This is a genomic window from Paenibacillus litoralis (genome assembly GCF_046244365.1).
Classification (GTDB): Bacteria; Bacillota; Bacilli; order Paenibacillales; family NBRC-103111; genus Paenibacillus_V.
On sequence record NZ_CP176395.1, the window covers coordinates 5059398 to 5078557 of the forward strand.

The 19160-nt window shown below is 53.2% G+C and carries 13 protein-coding genes; all 13 read right to left on the bottom strand.

The window, feature by feature from the left end:
* Positions 1–63: 63 nt before the first annotated feature.
* The 13 genes from ACKGJP_RS21260 to ACKGJP_RS21320 all read right to left on the bottom strand — a co-directional run bounded on the left by ACKGJP_RS21260 (position 64) and on the right by ACKGJP_RS21320 (position 19160).
* Positions 64–441, bottom strand: a complete 378-nt coding sequence (locus tag ACKGJP_RS21260) for a hypothetical protein (protein WP_409340804.1) — start codon at positions 439–441, stop codon at positions 64–66.
* Between the two features lie 106 nt (positions 442–547).
* Positions 548–1930, bottom strand: a complete 1383-nt coding sequence (locus ACKGJP_RS21265; RefSeq protein ID WP_409340805.1) for a sensor histidine kinase — start codon at positions 1928–1930, stop codon at positions 548–550.
* Positions 1927–2637, bottom strand: coding sequence for a response regulator (locus ACKGJP_RS21270; protein WP_409340806.1), 711 nt, complete (start codon positions 2635–2637; stop codon positions 1927–1929). The genes ACKGJP_RS21265 and ACKGJP_RS21270 overlap by 4 nt, the downstream gene beginning before the upstream one ends.
* A gap of 115 nt (positions 2638–2752) precedes the next feature.
* A complete protein-coding gene (locus tag ACKGJP_RS21275; protein ID WP_409340807.1) occupies positions 2753–3724 on the bottom strand; it encodes a carbohydrate ABC transporter permease in 972 nt (323 codons plus the stop codon).
* A gap of 19 nt (positions 3725–3743) precedes the next feature.
* Complete coding sequence (locus ACKGJP_RS21280; protein WP_409340808.1) at positions 3744–4610, bottom strand: carbohydrate ABC transporter permease; 867 nt, start codon at positions 4608–4610, stop codon at positions 3744–3746.
* Positions 4607–6859, bottom strand: a complete 2253-nt coding sequence (locus ACKGJP_RS21285) for a DUF5696 domain-containing protein (protein WP_409347222.1) — start codon at positions 6857–6859, stop codon at positions 4607–4609. The genes ACKGJP_RS21280 and ACKGJP_RS21285 overlap by 4 nt, the downstream gene beginning before the upstream one ends.
* Positions 6860–6861: 2 nt before the next feature.
* Complete coding sequence (locus ACKGJP_RS21290; RefSeq protein WP_409340809.1) at positions 6862–9003, bottom strand: YIP1 family protein; 2142 nt, start codon at positions 9001–9003, stop codon at positions 6862–6864.
* 222 nt (positions 9004–9225) lie between these two features.
* Complete coding sequence (locus tag ACKGJP_RS21295) at positions 9226–10140, bottom strand: carbohydrate ABC transporter permease (RefSeq protein WP_409340810.1); 915 nt, start codon at positions 10138–10140, stop codon at positions 9226–9228.
* Positions 10141–11085, bottom strand: coding sequence for a carbohydrate ABC transporter permease (locus ACKGJP_RS21300; protein WP_409347223.1), 945 nt, complete (start codon positions 11083–11085; stop codon positions 10141–10143). It lies immediately after the preceding gene.
* A 13-nt stretch (positions 11086–11098) separates the two neighbouring features.
* Complete coding sequence (locus ACKGJP_RS21305) at positions 11099–14110, bottom strand: extracellular solute-binding protein (RefSeq protein ID WP_409340811.1); 3012 nt, start codon at positions 14108–14110, stop codon at positions 11099–11101.
* 123 nt (positions 14111–14233) lie between these two features.
* A complete protein-coding gene (locus tag ACKGJP_RS21310) occupies positions 14234–15358 on the bottom strand; it encodes an ABC transporter ATP-binding protein (RefSeq protein ID WP_409340812.1) in 1125 nt (374 codons plus the stop codon).
* 234 nt (positions 15359–15592) lie between these two features.
* Positions 15593–16693: a hypothetical protein gene (locus ACKGJP_RS21315; protein ID WP_409340813.1), complete on the bottom strand. Its 1101-nt coding sequence runs from the start codon at positions 16691–16693 to the stop codon at positions 15593–15595.
* Between the two features lie 400 nt (positions 16694–17093).
* The gene (locus ACKGJP_RS21320) at positions 17094–19160 is read right to left on the bottom strand and encodes a NosD domain-containing protein (RefSeq protein ID WP_409340814.1); all 2067 of its coding nucleotides are present in this window, start codon (positions 19158–19160) and stop codon (positions 17094–17096) included.

Consider the following 19160-nt stretch of genomic DNA (forward strand, 5'->3'; position numbering starts at 1 on the left):
ACGACTAGACGACCGGAGCTTCCGCGACCGAGACATTCAAGGTCAGTTCCGGCGCATGACAAGTCAGCACAAGGCCGCCTGCCCCCGACGCATCCAGCGCGTTCGCATTGTTTCGGCGCCGCCAAGCTCGCCGCGCCGCACCTCGGTCCGCAAGCCATTCTCCCGCTTCGTTTGAAACAGCCAGGTTAACTGTTGCGGTTCGTCCAGAACGATATAGTCCCGCATGCGGATCGGCTTTCCTTTCTCCACGAAGAATTCGCGCGTGTAGACCGCTATTCCCGCCTCATCCGGATAAGCAGCGGCCAGATCGAGCCGGATCCGGCCTCTCTCTGCGGCCTCGCTCCAGCTCGCCGATTGGATTTCTTCGCCAGTGTACCGGAACGAAGGCACCGACATCGGATAGCCGATGTTGTCTCGCTGCCCGTTCCCGCCGATGAGCAACCGAGTTCCTTTCCATCCAAGCTCGCCCAATAGCTCGGAAGGAGCGGACGCGCCCCCTCCGTCGGATGAAAATCATAGGGCCCCGTTCGCTGTGCCGCAAACAGACTCATATCCGCTCCCCCCGATACGGGTCTGACTTGTTTGGCAAAATGACGGTGAACCGCGAGCCTGCTCCGAGCTTGCTTGCCGCTTCGATCGTGCCGTTGTGCGCCTCGGTCAGCGCTTTGGCGATGCTGAGCCCGAGGCCGACGCCGCCGCTGAAGCGGGAGCGGGACTTGTCTGCCCGGTACAGCCGATTGAAGATGTAAGGCAAATCTTGCTCGCCGATGCCGATGCCGTTGTCTTCGACCACGAATAATGTGCTGTCGACGTTCCAGGAGACGGCTATCGCCACCTTGCCGCGCTCCGGCGTATACTTGATTGCATTGGCTATGAGGTTGGACAACACCTGAACGATTTTGTCTTTGTCCACCTCGGCGTAGCAGGGAACGTACGCGGGCTCGAATGTAAGCTTGATTTGTTTGCTTTTGGCAAGTGACATAAAGTGGGAATGAACCGTTCTGGCGAGATCGACCATGTTCGTCCGGCGGATGTTTAACGAGAAGCGCGCGCTTTCCGCTTCGGAGAGCCGCTCCAGGTCGTTGACAAGGCGCGACAGCCGGATTAGCTCGTCATAAATGTCCTGAAGCCGGCTCGGCTCCGGCTCGTATACGCCGTCAACGATCGCTTCGATTTGCGTTTGCAAGGTAGTGAGCGGCGTACGCAGCTCATGCGTCAAATCCTCCATTAAGGCGTGTCGCCAATCCTCCTGTTTCTTCAACTCTTTGGTCATCCCGTGCAGCGTCGCGGCCAGGCGCCGGACTTCCTCCGGGCCTTTAAGCGGCGGGGAGACGTCACGGTTGCCTTTACCGATCTCGTCCGCCATACGGAACACATCGCTCAGCCGTCTGGTCAGCCCGCGCGAAATGAAGTAACTGAGCAGGATGGAGAGCGCGACAACGCCGCTCAACAGCAGCTTGGAGCGGAACGAAATCGATTCCATAAATTCCTTGTAAGCGGGCTCCAGTTCTTTGTTGCTTTCTATATACTCCATGCGCAAATAGCCTTGCACGTCGCCGTGCGCGGTGTAGGGCGATTCTATCGATTTGCCGGACACCGGGAGATCGGCCTTGATATACGTATCGAACCATACTTCCTTGCGGTCCGCGCTTTCGAAGCGAAGCAGGATGCCGTACAGGGCGGAGCGGCGCTGCAGCCATAAACGCTGCTCGTTCGTGAGCGGGCCGCCGACGATGCCGTATTCCCGCATGTCGTCCATGACGAGGTAGCTGTTTTTGGCGATCTGCGTCGCTTGAAACCGCGTGAACAAGCTTTGCCAATTCGTATTGTTGACGAACGAAATTAGCAGCACGATGCCGATCGAATAGATCAAGAAGCTGGCAAATAAAATAAAGCTCATTTTGCGGAAAATCGGAAATAGTTTTCTCATATCCCGGCATTATCCGGCTGCAGCGAAAATTTATATCCGGAGCCGACGACGGTGACGACGTATTGCGGGTTTGCCGGGTCGGGCTCGATTTTTTTGCGCAAATTTTTGACATGGGTGTCGATGGCCCGCCCGTCTCCCTGAAAGCGATACCCTTGAACGATATAGGAAAGATCGTTGCGGCTGAATGCTCTGCCGGGCTTGCGGATCAGAACGGAAAGCAGCTTGAACTCGGTGGATGTCAGCTGCACGAGCCCTCTGTCCGTCATCACTTCGCGGGTATCGGTGTCGACGATCAGCTTGCCGCCGTTGAACCGGACGATTCTCTCCCCGTCGGGCGCGGGCTTGGCTGGCGCAATACGGCGGAACAAAGCGTGAATGCGGGCGATCAGTTCCTTCGCCCGGAACGGTTTGACGACATAATCGTCAGCGCCCAGATTCAGGCCGTTGATCGTATCGATTTCTCGGGATTTGGAGGTGAGCATAATGATCGGGACGTTCGATTTCTCGCGGATGCGGGCGCATACCTGCTCGCCAGGTATTCCTTCCAGCATCAGGTCGAGAATGATCAGATCGTGCTGAACACAATCGAACTTCTGAACCGCCTCGATTCCGTTCGAGGTATAATCGGTTGTCCAGCCTTCTTTCTTCAAGTAGGCGATCAGCACGTCGCGGATTTTGGGTTCGTCTTCAACAATCAGTATATGCAACGGGCATCCTCTCCTCAAATTCTTTTGACAATAAAACAATTTCCACGGCAGGATCTGAAAATCCTGCCGTGGAAATCGAGTGGATCGATGCAATTGTGCCGGCGCCGCAGTTTGACTATTCAACCAACCCCGTACGCTCAACGCCTTCCACGAACCAGCGCTGTGTGAACATGTAGAGGATCAGCGGGGGCAAGATGATCAGGAAGGATGTCGCCATCTTGGTCGGCTCGTCAAAGATCGATGGTCCGGATTCGTTCGCATTTTGCTGAAGCGCTGCTGCGATTTGCGAGATACCCATCGAAAGCGGGAGATACTCCTTCACGCCGGTCAAGTACATGCTCGGCAAGTAGTAGTCGTTCCAGGTCCATACGAAGGAGAACAGGAAGACGACGAGAATAGCCGGTTTTGCCAGCGGAAGCATGACTCGGAAGAAAATTTTGAAGACGTTGGCGCCGTCGATTTTCGCCGCTTCCTCCAGCTCTTTAGGCTGCGTGGAAAAAAACTGACGATAAATGATGACGAACAAGGCGCCTTTAAGCCCGTGTCCGAATAAGGCGGGAAGAATGATAGGGAAGTACGAATTCATAAGCTTCAGTTGGCTGGCCGCGATCAGATTCGGCAGGACGACGACCTGCGTCGGGACGATAAACGTCAGGATGAGACAGAAAAACCAAAACTTTTTGAACGGGAATTCAAGCCGGGCGAATGCGTAGCCGGCTACTGCGCATGACACCGTCTGTAAGAGCGCCACGGTAAGCGACATGAGCAGGCTCACCGAGATCGCGGTCGGATATCTCAGCTTCACCCAGGCGTCCTGAAGGACACCGGTGTAAATCGCTCGCGGCACCCAACTGACTGCAGGGTCAAGCAGATCCGACGAGTTTTTCACCATCGTAGCGATCATGAACAAGATCGGGTTTAAGTAAATGTAAGCGACATCGATCAAGATCAAGTACAGAAACAGCCGGAAAATGAGGCCCTTGTCCGCCTCCTTGCCAAGCACTGCATAACGGGCTTTGGTAAGTCCGGATCTCCAGTTCAATCGCTCGTAGCGTTTTTCCTTGAAGGCCGCCGACAGTTTGATCATCGTAGTTCTCCTCTCTTCGTCAACGGGTGTCCGCCGCTTTGTTCACTTTATTGAAAATACCGATGATGATACCCAGGAAGAGCAAAATGATGACGAAATAGATCCATGCGAGCGCGCTGGACTGACCGTAGCTCGACGTTGAAACCTGGGTCAGAATCGGGTTCGTCGGGAACGTGAACAAGTCGACGGTCGTGTAAATCAGATTGAGCAAAATAAACGGTGTCATGCCCGGCAGCGTAATTTTCCAGAACACTTCCCAGGGAGTGGCGCCATCGATCCGCGCCGCTTCATAAACCGAGCTGCCGATCGTCTGGCGTCCGGCAAGGAAGATCAAAATCTGCACGCCGGAGTACCACAGGATCAGGACGAACGAGCCCATAACGGCTACGATCGGCGCGGCCCATGCGCCCGTCAGGTTTTGCTGGACGAGAGCGGTGAGGTTGTAGCGCCCGAGAAAGCCGAGATCGCCTTCCCCCTGTGTGATAAATTCCCGTACGACCTGCCCGGTCGTAAAGATGACGGGCAGGAAGAAGATCGAACGGAAGATCGATCTTCCCGGGAACTTCTGATTCAGCATGATGGCGACGAGCAGCGAGAACACAAGGATGATCGGGATCATCATGAGCGCTTGGCGCAAGAACGGGAAGAGCTGATTGTACAAAATGTCGCCGTTCTCAAGCAGGATATACTTGTAATATTTCAGCCCGACAGGAATGCTTTCGACCCCGGTACCCAGGATACGAACCTGATGGAAGCTCATATAGAGCGAATAGCCGAGAGGGAATGCCATAAAGATCAAAAAGCCGAGTATCCAGGGCGCAATGAATATCGAACCTTCAATCTTGCGGAGATGACTCGCTGCTATTCGTTTCTTGTTGGCGGTCATGGCGTCGTCCCTCCCTTCACGATCAAATAATCAAGCGGTTGAACGGTTATGCCGCCGTTCTGGTACGGCTCTGTACCGTAGTTTACGATGATCCGCTTGCCGCCTGCATAAGTCGTTTCCTTCACTTCCGGCGCCAGCTCGCGGTGGTTGACGATAAATTTGTCCTGCACGTCGCCGAGTGCCTCATTCATTTTCTGATATTCCTTGACCGCTTCCGCCTCCCAATCGCGATAATCCGGACTGTAAGGGTGGATGCCGGTGTTAGCGTATTTGAACCGATCGGCGTTCTCATACAAGAACAGGAACGATGGCGCCGAACCGAATTCCAGATCGCGCAGAAACTGTTTCCGGTATTCGTCGCGATTGTTGGCTGCGAACGAGGTATAGGAGACAAGTCCGTGCAGCGAAATTTGCGCGAACGGGATCGCCGCAGCCGAGAACGAGTCGAACGAATAGTCGTCGACCAGGCCGTCGATCGCGCTGACATGCGGCACGGCGAAAAAGTTCGTATGCGCTCCGAACGGCGTGTTCGCACCGCGTACGTCAAGGCCGCCGTCACGGAATTTTTGCAGGAACGACTGCTGAAGCTTGCGGTTTTCCTCCCGGCTTGCCGGGTAATTCGTGTTATAGTCACTGAACACGGCGGCTCCGAGTCCTTCCGCCGTAATGCCGTTTGCGCCAAGCCCTTTGATATAAGCGATCTCGCGGTCGAGCAGCGGAGCGAGGAAGCCCATGCTGACGAGCTGGCCCATTACCGTGCCGCCGAGATCTCGCAGACCGTGACGGTTCCGGTTGAACTTGCCGGCGTCTATTGAATGGTAAGTATAGTTCGTATTCAAGTAGACCGGAATATCCAGCGTACGGGCGTATTGGGTAAGCTGTTTCATCCCTTCCGCGCCACCGAGCCGGTTGTCGACCCGGAGCGGAGCGCCCTGGGCGTCGTAGCCGTCTTCCTGCCAGCCGAGATAGTTGACGACCATATTATCGATTCCGAGGCCGTACAGCCGCTGCACCATTTTCATCGCGTCCGAGGTTGTCGTCGTCCGCAAGTAGCGGTCCTTGAGCAAGCCGTCCTCCTGGACGCCGCCGATGATGTTGAGGAGCAGCGGCATTTTGTCGCTCTTGGGCGAAAGGGACTTCAGGCCATGCGTTTGCATCAAATATTCGCGATAACGTTCCGCCATGCCGACGTAACCGGCTTTCGGCTTATCCAGAAGCACGTAGCGGACGGCGCGGTCGCCTGTGAACCGTTCTTTCTTGTTATAAGTGGTAAAGGCTCGCCCCTTCGCTTCGTTCGTTACTTGCAAATACGTGGAACGGTAGTTTTGCTGGGCGGTGATCCAGTTGTATCCACTGAATACGCCCGATGGCGAGCCGACAATCTCAGCCTGCTCGGCGCCGTCTTCGACGATGGCGAGATAAGCGCGTTCTTGCGATTTCGCGCCGTATACAGGCATCACAACCTGATGGCGGGAGTTCGGCTCGCTGTTCACTTTAAACGACAAGTCCTGGCCGTAAATCGGCTCCTGGTAAATCCGGTTGACGTTCGTGCTGTGCTGCTCGTAAGGAATAAGGGCGCCGGAGCCGTCCGGCACGAACAAGTAGCCTTCCTGGCCTTCGGAACGCTCCGCTCCGAAGAATGGATACAAGCGGACCCAGAGGAGGCTAAGCTTGCCTTCCTTGATGCCGGAATCGATAATTTTGGTGACTACGGAATCGCCGTCCACCTTTACTTCGATTGGAATCGAAATTTCCTTCGATGGCATATCAAACGTTAAACGGAAGCCGCCGTCGATCACGGCGACGTCCTTGACTGCCCCGCGTTCTTCCAGCAGGCTGGAGTCTTTTGGCGGAGACGGCTTGCCGGACAGATCGATGTAGCGGAACATAACGGGGGAACGAAGATGCACCCGCCACTGGCCTTCCTGCGTTTCATTCGCCCATTGCTCCGGGCTCGGGTAAGAACGCCATATGTTGCCGTTGCGTTTGTCGATAACCGCGAAATGTCCGGTCGCCTCATCCATTTTCAGCTCCAGCTGCGGCGTTTGGGCGATCGACTTCATAGCGGCTTCGTTCGGCAGCTCGGCAGGTCCCTTGTCGACCTTCACGGCTCCGGGAGCCGCCGCGGCAGTCGCAGCCGCCGCCTGTTTGTCAAGCATGCCCGTTTCGATGCGAGGCAGAACGAATACAGCGAGCGCCGCGATTAGAGCGGCAACGATCCAAGCCGTTGCCGGTATGCGTTTGATCATCGTCACCGCAGCCTCACCTCCTGGTAAACTTCATTCAGGAAGTCCTTCAAATCGCTGCTAAGGCCCAAAATAACGAGCAGGAGCACGGCGAGGATGAGGAACGTCACGATGGACAGCGCCAGGTTGACGATCGTTTCTCCGACCGAGTAGTTTTGCAGCGATTGGACTTTCCAGAAAAACATAAGACCTGCCCACAGATACATCATGTTAAGGATAAAATCGTAAATCGCCAGTTCGGAATTCGTCATCATGTTGGAAATGACCGCAAGCGGGATGCCGATCAGGATAACCGGCATAAGGGCGTATGCGCTGCCGATGAACACATCCTTGAAGCGGCCTTCGCCGCGATAAATCGAGCTGACCAGGTAGTTCGAGACGACCCAGCCGAGCCAGATCAGCGCGAACTGCGCAAAATGCGAGAACATTTGAAACCGGTGCAGGTCGGTCATATTAAACGAAAAGCTGGTGTACAGCCGCATAATGAGCAGAGCCGCGTAAGCGCAGGCCAGGACGGCAAACGCGCTCCAATAGCTTCCTTTGTTCTCGTAACGCAGAGCGGTGAAGCCGTCGATCGGATGCTTCAGCATGTAGAACATATGGCGGAACTGCACGGCGGCCGAGTTTTGCGACCGTTTGCGGTGCTTCCAGGCGTACCGCCATTTGGTTTTGCGGGTTAGCCGTTCGAACAAGGCAAGTCCGATGACGAGAACGAGCGCGCTGGTAGCCAGCAGCGAGAAATGTTTCTGGAACCAATTCAGCCGGATTTGCCAAAACGCATTGGAAAATCCTTTGTGGTCTTCGGCGCGTTTGAACAAATCGCGGGCTTCCTCATAGTTGCCCTGCTTGTAGGCGGCTTTGGCGAGACCGAGTATGGCCGGCGAGAAGTTGGCGTTCAGACGGAGCACCTCGCGCCACGGGCCTTCGCTTTCTTCGTAACGACCGGCAAGCGTCAGCTTGTTCGCCTCGTTCACTTTTTGGCCGAATTCCGACAGTCTGAACATTTGCACGACGCCTTCCTGGCCGTCCAGCAAATACAGGTCGTTTCGCGAGCTGGCGTCGATGGCGACCGGACTTTTCATCAGCCCGAGCTGTGTGGCGCTAGCCGAGGAAGGGCCTGCCCAGAAGAACAGCAGGTTTCCGTTTGCGTCGTACTGATTGATATAGTTATAGGAAGAGTCGATTGCTGTGATGTTGCCATTCGAGTCGACGGCCAGGTCGACCAGCTGCGGCGAAACTTGACCGCTGGTAGCAAACTTAACGTCCATTCTCCGGACTTCGCCGTATACGTTCGTATCGCTCTTGAGCAGGTTCATGCCGCGGATGCTCAGCTTTTTGATCTGATTGCTTTTGATGCCCTGCCCGGACGTAGTCGTGTACAGGAAGCCGTCGTCGTCCACCGCCACGCTGCTGATGGCGCCGGGGAGCTTGCTGATCTCGTTCGCGTACATCTCTTTCGTATAGAGCATCCGTTTCATCGCGTCCAGCGGTGAGAATATGGTTGCGTTGGCTCCGTAGAAGCTTTGGAAGTTACCTTCCGGATCGAGCTGCAGCAGCCCCTGGTAGCCGCCGAGTACGGCGATGTACAGAAAGCCGCGTTTATCGACGACGAGCCGGGTCGGATCGTATTTGAACGACTCCGGAATGAAGCGGGAAGACGGTCTGCCGTACGCCTTCACCGTTCCGTCCTTATTCACGCGCACAATCCGCTGGTTGCCGGTGTCGGCGATGTAGACGATGCCGTCGTCTGTGACGAATACGCCTTCGGGCTTGCTCAGCGGTTTATCGTTTACCGTAACCTGGATGTAACGAATCCATTTGCCGCTCGCGTCGAATTGCACGATCCGGTTATTGCCGGTATCGGCCACGTAGATGTTATCGCTTTTGTCGATAAAAAGATCCTTCGGGTTTTGCAGCGGCGAAGCTTTGACAGCTCCGGGTTTGTCTTTATCCGGCACGGTTAAATCTTTGCCGAACATGCCGACCGGCGTGTACGCCGGCTGCGTCCAGATCAGGCGCCCTTGCTTCTCCTTCGAGTTCGTCCAGTACGGCACTTCCGCGAATGCGGTCATCGGCATAGCCGCGGCGGAAACGGCGAAAATCAGGACGAGAAGCATCAGGAGCCGCCGTTTTTTGTTCAGGTTCATGGTCAGACCTCCGAATCCGTCTATATATTCGGCACAAAAGCTTCAGAAGGCACGTTGCACTGCACAAGGACATACATGGCCCGCTTCAGACATCTTGTTTTACGTTTCCTTGATTGTATGGGCCTTCGGGTTGTGGAAACGCAAAGCCAAAACTCGCCAGCCATGTATGTTCCTTGTTCCGTTTCACTCAGCCTTTTCTGTTTCTTGTGCCGAACATAGTCCTTATTTAATGCCGGAATGCGCCATCGTGGCGATGACTTTCCGTTGGTAGAACAAGAAGAACAGCAGGTTAGGCAGGAAAAGGACGAGCGTTGCCGCCGCCGCCGCGCCTTGTCTCGCTACCTGGTTCGCCGCCCCGCCCAAAATGGTCTGGAGGAAAAACGGGAACGTCTTCATCGCTTCGTCCTGCATGAACAAGCGGGACGGCTCGATATTGCCCCAGGCGCTCTGGAACGTCAAGATCGCCACCGTAGCGACGGCGGGCATAATCATCGGGATGATGATTTTGTAGAAAATGGTCCACTCGCGGGCGCCGTCCATCTTGGCCGCCTCCAGCAGCTCGTTCGGCACCTGGTCGACGAACTGCTTCATCAGGAACACGCTGACCGGAGCCGCCAGGTAAGGAAGCAGATGCCCGAGATAGCTGTTCATGATGCCGAGCTTCGATACAACGAGATAGCGCGGAATCCCTACGGTCTCGCTCGCGAACATCAGGGTGAGAATGATCGTCGCGAACAAGAAGTTATGCCCAGGAAACTTGTGCTTGGACAAGGGATAAGCGCACATGGCGCTGACGACGACGACGCCGATCACGGTGAGCGCCGTCGCCGCGACGCTGTTGAACAAATACCGGGTAACCGGCACGGCGGAGTTGCTGGACAGCGTGAACAATTCGATAAAATTTTGCAGCGTCGGTTCCACTACGTAAATGCGCGGCGGATAAACAAACAGCTCATGGAAAGGCTTCAAGGAGTGCGAGAATATAAACACCAGCGGGATGAGCATAAAAATCGCGAGCAGCGACAGGATGAGATACAGCACTTTTTGAAAGCCGTCGATCCGATTCAGCTTGTTTTTCCGCTTGATCCGCATCGATATCCAGAGACGTTTTACCGGGTTGGTTGCGCTGACAGCCATTTACTCATCACCTCGACTTCCGAATAATCGGTGACTGAGCTTGTTCGCCGCATACATCATGATCAGCAGGAACAGCGAGATCGCCGACGCGTACCCCAGTTCGAACCGGATATCCCCGTAATCGCTAATATGGCTCATAAGGACATGTCCTGCGTATTGCGGCGTCGGAGTCGTTCCCGATAAAGTCGCTCCGATCTCGCCTGCTTTAAACGTGCCCACAATCGCCAGCACCGCGCTGAACAGCATTTGCGGCTTCATGGACGGAATCGTAACATACCAGATTTCTTGCAGTCTGCTCTTGATCCCGTCGATGCGACCGGCTTCGTACAGCTCTTTGTTGACGTTCAGAATACCCGCAAGCTGAGCGAGAAAGCCGATTCCCATACTGGCCCATAGCGTAACGGCAACCATCGAGCCCATTAAATATTTGACGTCGGTGACCCAAAGAACAGGTTTGTCGATAAAGCCAAGCTGCAGAAGAATGCTGTTCAGGTAGCCGATCCGGTCGCCGTTTAGCAGCGGGAGCCAGATGGCGGCAAGCGCCGGACCCGCCACGAGCGAAGGGCTATATATGATGAGCGCGTAAACGGTTCGTGAAAACCCCGGCAGCTGCGAAATGAGCCAGGCGAGCAGGAAGGAGGCGATATAGCCTCCCGGCCCGACAAGAATGGCGAACTTGATTGTATTCGGCAGCGCGTGCTTCAGAAAGATCAAGTCTTGCGACAGCAAATACAGAAAGTTTTGCCAACCGACGAAGCGCGGCGGCTGCAGCCCATTGAAGTACGTAAAGCTCAGCAGAATCGCCACGATAATCGGAACCAAAATAAACAACGTAAAGCAGATGACGAATGGCGCAATAAACAGATAAGACCATCGATAGGACCAGATCAGCTTTCTATAGCTCGTCAACCGTGCTCCGTATCCCGGTTTCAGGTTCAAGGGCACGGAAACGTCGCTTTTACTTGTTGACAAATCGGTCCACCCCTTCCCACGGTTTGGTTACTTGAGGCAGGTCAAGCGTATGCAGCACAGTGCCGTCTGGCGCGATGAAGCCGAATTCTTGTTCTTTCCGCACCATCTCGCGGTCGATATTCACAACGGCTTCCTCCAGCGACTCGCGGTAGTTCATGCCATCGACGACCGTCCGGTTCCAGGCGTTGTTCAGTTCCCTCGTCACGAAGTAAGCGCCCGGCGGATTGGCCATTTCTTTATACCATTTCCACTGCTCGAGAATGACGTTGCGATCATCTTTCGACCACGGAAGCCTTGTGAACGCTTCGACATTGGCGGTAGGCCAGCGGAAGGTGATGCCGTTGAACGATTCGAGATCCATGCCGTACCGCTCCTGCGTATCGGCCGAGAGCAGCCATTTCATATAGTCCCACGCTGCATCTTTTCTTTGCGAATCCTTGTACATAAACGCCGACGTTTGACCGCCTGAGGACCAGCGCGCGACCGTGCCGTCCGCTTGCTTGATACCTGGCAGCGGAGCGATGCCCCACCATCCGGCCAGTTCGGGAGCCGCTGCGGACAACTGGATGTAAGTCGTATAGTCGGCAATGCCGATCGGCATATAGCCTTTACGGAAATGCTGGTAGAAGTTCGGGACGCTCTTCTCCAAATCATAAATGTTGAACAGGTCGGTCCATTGCTTGAAGCCCTTGAACGCCTCCGGCGTACTCAGCGCCGTTTGCATGCCGTTCTTGGTAAAGAAGTCGGCGCCGTTCTGATAGAGGAACGTAATGAAGTCGTTTGTCGGAACGTAGAAATTGTAGCCGTTCTGCTGCAGTGTCGGCAGCATTTCGTACACGTCGTCCCATGTGTTAGGAATGCTCAGTCTGAGCTGCTGCATAATATCTTTCCGGTAGAACATCACTTTGAATTGCTGGGTTTCCGGCAGCGCGTAGTATCCTTTGTTATAGAAGAAGGGCATAAGCGAGCCGGGTGCAAACTGGTTCTTGATTTGCTCGAAATCCGGAAACTCGCTTAAATCCTGAAGCGCGCCCCGCATCGCGAAGTCGATCGATTTGTCCTGCGGCTGTCCGAGCACGAGATCGGGTGTAATCCCTGCGGCGTTCGCATAAATCAGCAGGTTTTCATCGGCCAGCAGGTTGACTTTGACCCGAACGCCGGTCTGCGGCGTGTACAGCTCGTCGCTAAGCTCCTGCAGCAGGTTGACAAAATCGCGGCCGCGGGCGACCCACACGTTAAGCGCATCCTGATCGAGATCGGTAATGTCCTCTTTCTTGATGAAGGACAAGAAGAAATTTGTAATGGCCGATTTCGTTTTCTGGAAGAAGCTTGCTTCCATCTTCGGCATATTGGCGCCGACCGGAACGATATAAAACTGATCGAGCTGGAGCGGGGACTTGACCAGCGTTTCGCGCATGCCGCCGATTTTTTCCTGCAGACTTGCGATTTCATCCATGTAATACGGAATTTCGTTCGGATAGCGCAAGTAACTGTCCAGGTCCCGTTCGACGCTCTGGATCGTCTGGTACACGTTATCCGGCTTGCCGTTCGCTTGCAGCTGCGCCTCGGCCATGACGACCAATCGCTCGCGCACCGCTTTCAGCTTCTCTGGCAATTCGGGAAATTCCTCTGTGATTTTCCATGTACGGTTTACGTCGACGACGGCGCCTGTCAACGCTTTTAATTCGGCTGTTATTTCGCGAAGCAGATTGGTCGTTTCCTCGGCTTGCATGATGACAGTCTGGAAAGGCGAAGAGGTCGCCGTCATCGCGATCGTATGCTTGCCTTTGGCCAAATGAAATTCGAACGGCTTGCCCGACTCGTCGGAAAGCGTTAACCCTTTCCAGTTGGACGCGAACGGAAATTTATATTCCAGCAGTTCGCGGAACGGAATTTCGCCGTCGATGCGGACCGTCCGGTAAGCAGCCATGTTTGTCAGCGTATTTTGGAGAGCGCGCATGGCGATTTTATAACGTCCGGTTTCCGGTACCTCGAACGTCCAAGATACGGACTGACCGCCGGTTTGCCAACGGGCGCCTCCTACCGTATTGAACCGTTCTTCCCCCTGGGACAACGGGACAGACAGCGGGTCCTTGTTCACGACCATTTGAATGGCGACGTCATTTTTACTGCTCATTTCCTCAGCCTGGAAATTCACAATTTTGCCTGAAGCGGCTTTCGTTTCCGGCAATTTCGTGGCGTATTGCTTGTAATCGGCGAGCGGCTGCGGAGGAGCGATTCCAAGCGAGGCAATCGCAATCGGCTCGCTGCCGGCAAGCCGGATCGTATGCTCGCCTGCCGTCATATAAAACGTTAACGGCTCGCTGTACGCATTGAGGGAATCCCGGAACGGTTCGTCCAGCCACTCGTTTATGGCGACCGACCGCGGCCGGATGTCGTCATCCTTGAAGTCCCGCTTGATCGGCAACTCGTCCTTGAACAATCTGCGGAAGACGACCGCTCTCGCTTCGCGGAACGGGAACTCGCCGTCGACGGTGACGGCCAGCTGCACCGGTCTGCGGTTCAAGGAGGAGGTACTGCCTGGATCGTATGGATGATATTGCAGATTCATCTGGTACAGCCCGGCTTGATCAACGCGAACCCGGTATTCGATCCAGTTGTCGCGTTCGCTATTCCAGAGCAGCACGTTGCTTTTTCCCTCATAGGAACCTATTTGTGCTTGCTTAGGCTCCGATTGGCCGGAAATATCGCCGCCGTTGATCTTATATGCTGCGGTCCCGGGTGTGTAGCCTTTTGCGGTCCAGTCGGCCCGCGTTTGGGCGAAATAGGGCTCGAATTTGCCGAATATGCCTCTCGCGGTCAAGCTGTCCGGCTTGGCCGCTGCCGAATCGTTCGGCGTGTTCGCCGCCGCCGGGGCGGCGAATGCCCGCTGCAGCTGCAGCGGCGAAGGAGCGACGAAACCGGGACCGAGCAGGACGGACATCGCGAGGACGACGGCTGCGATCGCCCGTTTATTTTTGCTGCGCGTACGTTGCAAGGGAGATCCTCCTTCCTTCCTACATCAGAAAATATAAGCTACGCATATATCTGTGCTGATTTCGCTAGGGCGTGTCTGAATACTCCGAGGGGAGCAGATTTTGCCGAATTTTTTTATCCTTGATTACGAATCGGTAAGCCGCACTCCGCTATCCCGATCGAAGAACAGCGCCTTGTTCATGTCGAAGGCTACCGATACTTTCATCTCGTCGTCGTAATCGTTGCGCGGACTTGTACGCACGACAAGCGTATTCGGACCGCCGATGTCCAGATGAAGGAAGCGGTCGGCGCCCATCAGCTCGTTAAACTTGTGTATGCCGCTGACGACGGCGTGAGGGAATGCATCGAAAACGATTTGCTCGACGCTGATATTCTCGGGACGAACGCCCAGCGTGACGACTTTGTCGATCAGCCGCTTGTCGATCAGATCTTTGGCTTTGCCTTGCGGGATTTCGAGGGAGAACCGGCTCGTGTGGAACTCGACTTTGCCGTCTTGCCGCTCTTTGAGTCTTCCGTCAATGAAATTCATCGGGGGCGAACCGATAAAGCTGGCGACGAAGGTGTTGCTCGGATTGTTGTACACTTCCTCCGGCGTATCGACCTGCTGGACGATGCCGTCCTTCATTACGACGATCCGGGAAGCCATCGTCATCGCTTCCGTCTGATCATGCGTAACGTAAATCGTTGTAACCTCGAGCTGCTTGTGCAACCGGATCAGCTCGGCGCGCATCTGCACGCGCAGCTTGGCGTCCAGGTTCGACAAAGGCTCGTCCATAAGGAACACTTCGGGATTCCGCACGATCGCGCGGCCTAGCGCGACCCGCTGGCGTTGGCCGCCGGAGAGCTGCTTCGGCTTGCGTTCCAGGTACTGCTCGATCTCGAGAACGCGCGCCGCCCGCTTAACAGCGATGTCGATCTCATGCTTCGGCATTTTGCGCAGGCGAAGGCCGAAGGCGATGTTCTCGTACACCGACATGTTCGGGTACAAGGCGTAGTTTTGGAACACCATAGCGATGTCGCGGTCTTTCGGAGGAAGGTCGTTAACCAGCACGTTGTTGATGTAAATTTCTCCCTTGCTGATGTCCTCCAGACCCGCGATCATGCGGAGCGTAGTCGATTTGCCGCAGCCCGACGGGCCGACGAACACGACGAATTCCTTGTCGTCGATTTCCAGGTTGAAATCTTTGACGACGGGCAGCTTGTCTTTGCCGTAATGCTTGTAGACGTGGTTGAACAAGATTCGCGACATAAGCCGGATACCCCCTTTAGAATGGATGAAAAGAAAGCGTTTGCGAATCGTTATATTCTTTATTATAAGAATCCGCTGTGAAGTTTTTGTGAGGAAAACGGGATTAGATTAATGCAAACAAAACCAGCCCCTTGTTTGTGAGGCTGGCTCTTACCACTTTTGATAATCGTTATGCCGGCTACACCGCCCGAATCTCTGCTTCTGATAACCCGGATGCAACCTCAGCGCTAGAAATCAAGCAAATCTTATCGAATATAAATCCGCGTCGCGCATCCGCACGGTTAATACTACTTCTTGGTCTGCAAATTTTGCAAGCTCGCCATTTTCGAAGGTGATCACCCGGTCAATGGAATCGCCGAAAATCTCGCAGCTTTCAATTGTTTCTCCCGTGGACGACTGCAAAGTGAAGTACATATATCCCCGTGCCGATGTCGAAAAGTTAACCCGCATCTCCCCGTTTGTAAAGGTAAACGGCTTGGTGGTTATGACTTTTTCGGCATAACCGGCGTGCAGCGAAACGAACCCGTCGCAGCGTATGGCATATCGCCACAATTGTGCCGGCACACCCATCCAATGGTTGTCGAAACTGTATAACGACAACTCGTGCGGTTCGCCTTCTACAAGGGGAGGCGTTTCGATCAGCCCGCGTGCCGGAAAGCAGTCGCCGTAAACCCAATTCGAACCGTTTTCCATACCGGGGCGCATAAAAGCCTCGTCATACCGCGTAAAATGTAACCCGTCGCGGGAAACCATAAATACGCAGTCTGTAACCGCAAGTCCGTAGCGCCTGTGATTTTTCGAGGGCGACATGCGTTCAAGACGTTTGTCTTTTCCGCCAAGCTGGTCAAAATTGCTGCTCCATTCAGGGCGTTCTACATATCGCGACGGAAAACCTATATACATATGCGGCGCGCGGACATACGGCGAAACGCAGTTTGTATAAAGCGGATAATCCTCCCCCTCTCCAAAATTAATCGGTTCGGGATCGCTCCATTCTTTGCCGTCTGCTGACCAAATGTAACGGATATCGCGGATTCCGGCGTTCCAGTCGTCGCCTATGATATTGTGGAACCCGCGTATATATCCGCGATAGATCCCCGCAAGCTCATCCCAGAAAATAACGTTGAGAGAATCCATATATCCTTTTGTAGTGATAATATCGCCCATTGTAAAGTGAAGTCCGTCAGGGCTTGTGAACATCCGCAGCTCGATTCGCTGTCCAAGCTCCGGATTATTGTATTTGCCAACGCCTTTATATCTCTCGGATGCAGGAACAGCAGGGTTATCATCGCGGAAGACCATAAAGTTATCGAAATTATTCGTATTTTTGTCCAAAATAATATTGTTCTCGCGCGAGCCCTCCCATTCGCAAATTCCGAGCGCAGGCTTTGTCCATGTAATGCCATCGCGGCTTTCGGCATAACAAACACGAATACCGTTCGTCGAGTGATCCTTTTTGTCGGGGCTAAACATCTGCCAGGCAAGATAATACATCTTGTATATGCCGTTGTCATATAAAATATTGTGATAATTGCAGCCGTCGCCCTCCCACGATGCATCGTGGTGGATAGCGATTTCGCGGCGAGTCGGTCCATGCAAGCGGAATTCTGCCGTCGTTTTGGCATTGTCAATCAAATAATCGTCGAAAAAGCATTCGCGTCTGGATGAAATGTTTATCATGTTATACTCCTTTATTTCCCCATATTTTCAATTTTACCAATTGGAACAGCCCCTTTTATGTCCATGCAGTTCCATTCCAGTATTTCAAAACACTTGAGATCACCGCTACTTGTCCAACTCTCGATTTGAAAGCTGGCGCTGTCGCCCAAACATTTCGGCTGCCATTTACGGTATCATCGCCGGCAGTCGCATTTGCCCCTTGATAAATATAAGAAGTTCCGGCAGCTTCAACAAAGTTGTCAAAAGATGAAAATTGAGCGTTATTGTCCGATACGATGTACCACTGCCATCCGCCGGACACTTTCGACTTAATCGTGTTCCCTTTAATCATGCCCCCTGTAGTGGCGGCTCCTAAAATATGAAACACATAACCGCTCCCAGCGACATCCCGAATAACCGTATTCCCCTGTACGACCGCATCCGCTGAACTTCCGCTAATCCTAAAGACGCTCCCGGAATTACCTGTTAAATTTGCGAGCGTATTACCCGATATATCGGCAGCATACGAATCGATACAAGAAATTGCCCCGCTTGGCGGATTCGAGCAGCCATCCAATCGATTGCCTTTTACCGTTGCATGATTGGACCTGTATAATTGGATGAAATAAGCGCTAACGTCTTGAATCGTATTCCCAATGATGTTTGCATAATTTGCCCTGTCTGTGTGAATCCCTTGTCCGACTTTGTAAATATTGTTTGCTGATAAAATGACATGCTGCGCATCATTTAAACTAATCCCTGTTGTACTATACGTGCCATTAAACAATCCGTGAATGATATTGCCGACAACGGAAATTTTACTATCAAGACTTTCAACACCTAGCGCCGGATATGTATCGAGAGTGATCCCGCCAACTTGATTCCCGATACAAATATTTGATGATACGACACTATTTAAAGTATTTACTGAACAAACAATACCCCAACCACCCTGATTTGCAGAATCCTTTTTGTTGCCATAGCACAAATTACCAATAATGCGTGTTTTCTTAGTTGTATTGCTTACCACAATTCCGCTGCGTTGAGCATCATGTGACGTGACGCCGCTAATATAAACATCTTCACCATTTAAAATTTGAATATTATCATACAAAGATGCATTCTTATACTCTCCGCCGGTAATGGAAACTTTCGCAAGTGGTGTAATGGCATATAATCCAATCCTACCGCCATCCACTTCAATGTTTTCACATATCAGCTTTTTCTTGGCTCGGGTCACAATGTTGATGGAAACAGATGGTTTAAACTTTGCGCCCCTTAAAATTAATGAATCGCCTGAATGTTTAATAGAGCAATGAGATTCGGACGTAATGGTTCCACCAGCATTATTAGCCTTGTTTTGATCAATTTCAATGTCACCATCAATAATTAAATTATAAGCCGTGTTTAAGAGAGTTGTGTTTGACCCTGCAAATAATGTAATGCCGCCAGAACCGATCAGTTTAATATCGCCAATCGCGGTCAAGCCTGATGTGCTGATATTCAAGCCGCATAAGTTGATAGGTAATTTTAATGTTGCAGAAACATCAAATAATGCTTGGAGTTGTGCGTATTCATTGGTACCATCACCCTTTAAACCCGCAAGAATTGCTAATAGTTGATCATAATAACCAACAAGCACCCAGCCATTCAATGTGTAAAATCCGTCATTTATTTTCGATTTATCAGAATTGTAAATATACATAGCGCCAGTGGTTTTCATTCTGATCGTTCTGGTTTGAAAAGTACTATCCAGAGCTAACATTTCCGAACTCGATTCAACGGTATAGACGGATGAATCATTAAGCTCTTGCTGTGTTTTTCCGCTGCTATCGAGAATAACGCTCGCGGGATGTGCTTCAGCCATATCACGGCCTACCAGCTCGTTATGGTCAAGCTTCTTCGCTATTCCCGGGGGAATTTGTCCCTTGTCGTTAGCCCCTTCGTATACGGCACCGGTAACCGATGAACCCTCTTTCCCTTTCCCGTAAACCGTTGACGATCCCCCGAGTATACTGCCCGCGGCTAAGGCCACACCGGCCATACCGAAGGACGTTAATAGCTTTCTGCGGCTTATATGGCTGCCGGACTCCTCCGGCCGTTCCTGCTCCTGCTCCAAACCTTTCCCCGCCTGCTTCTCCAT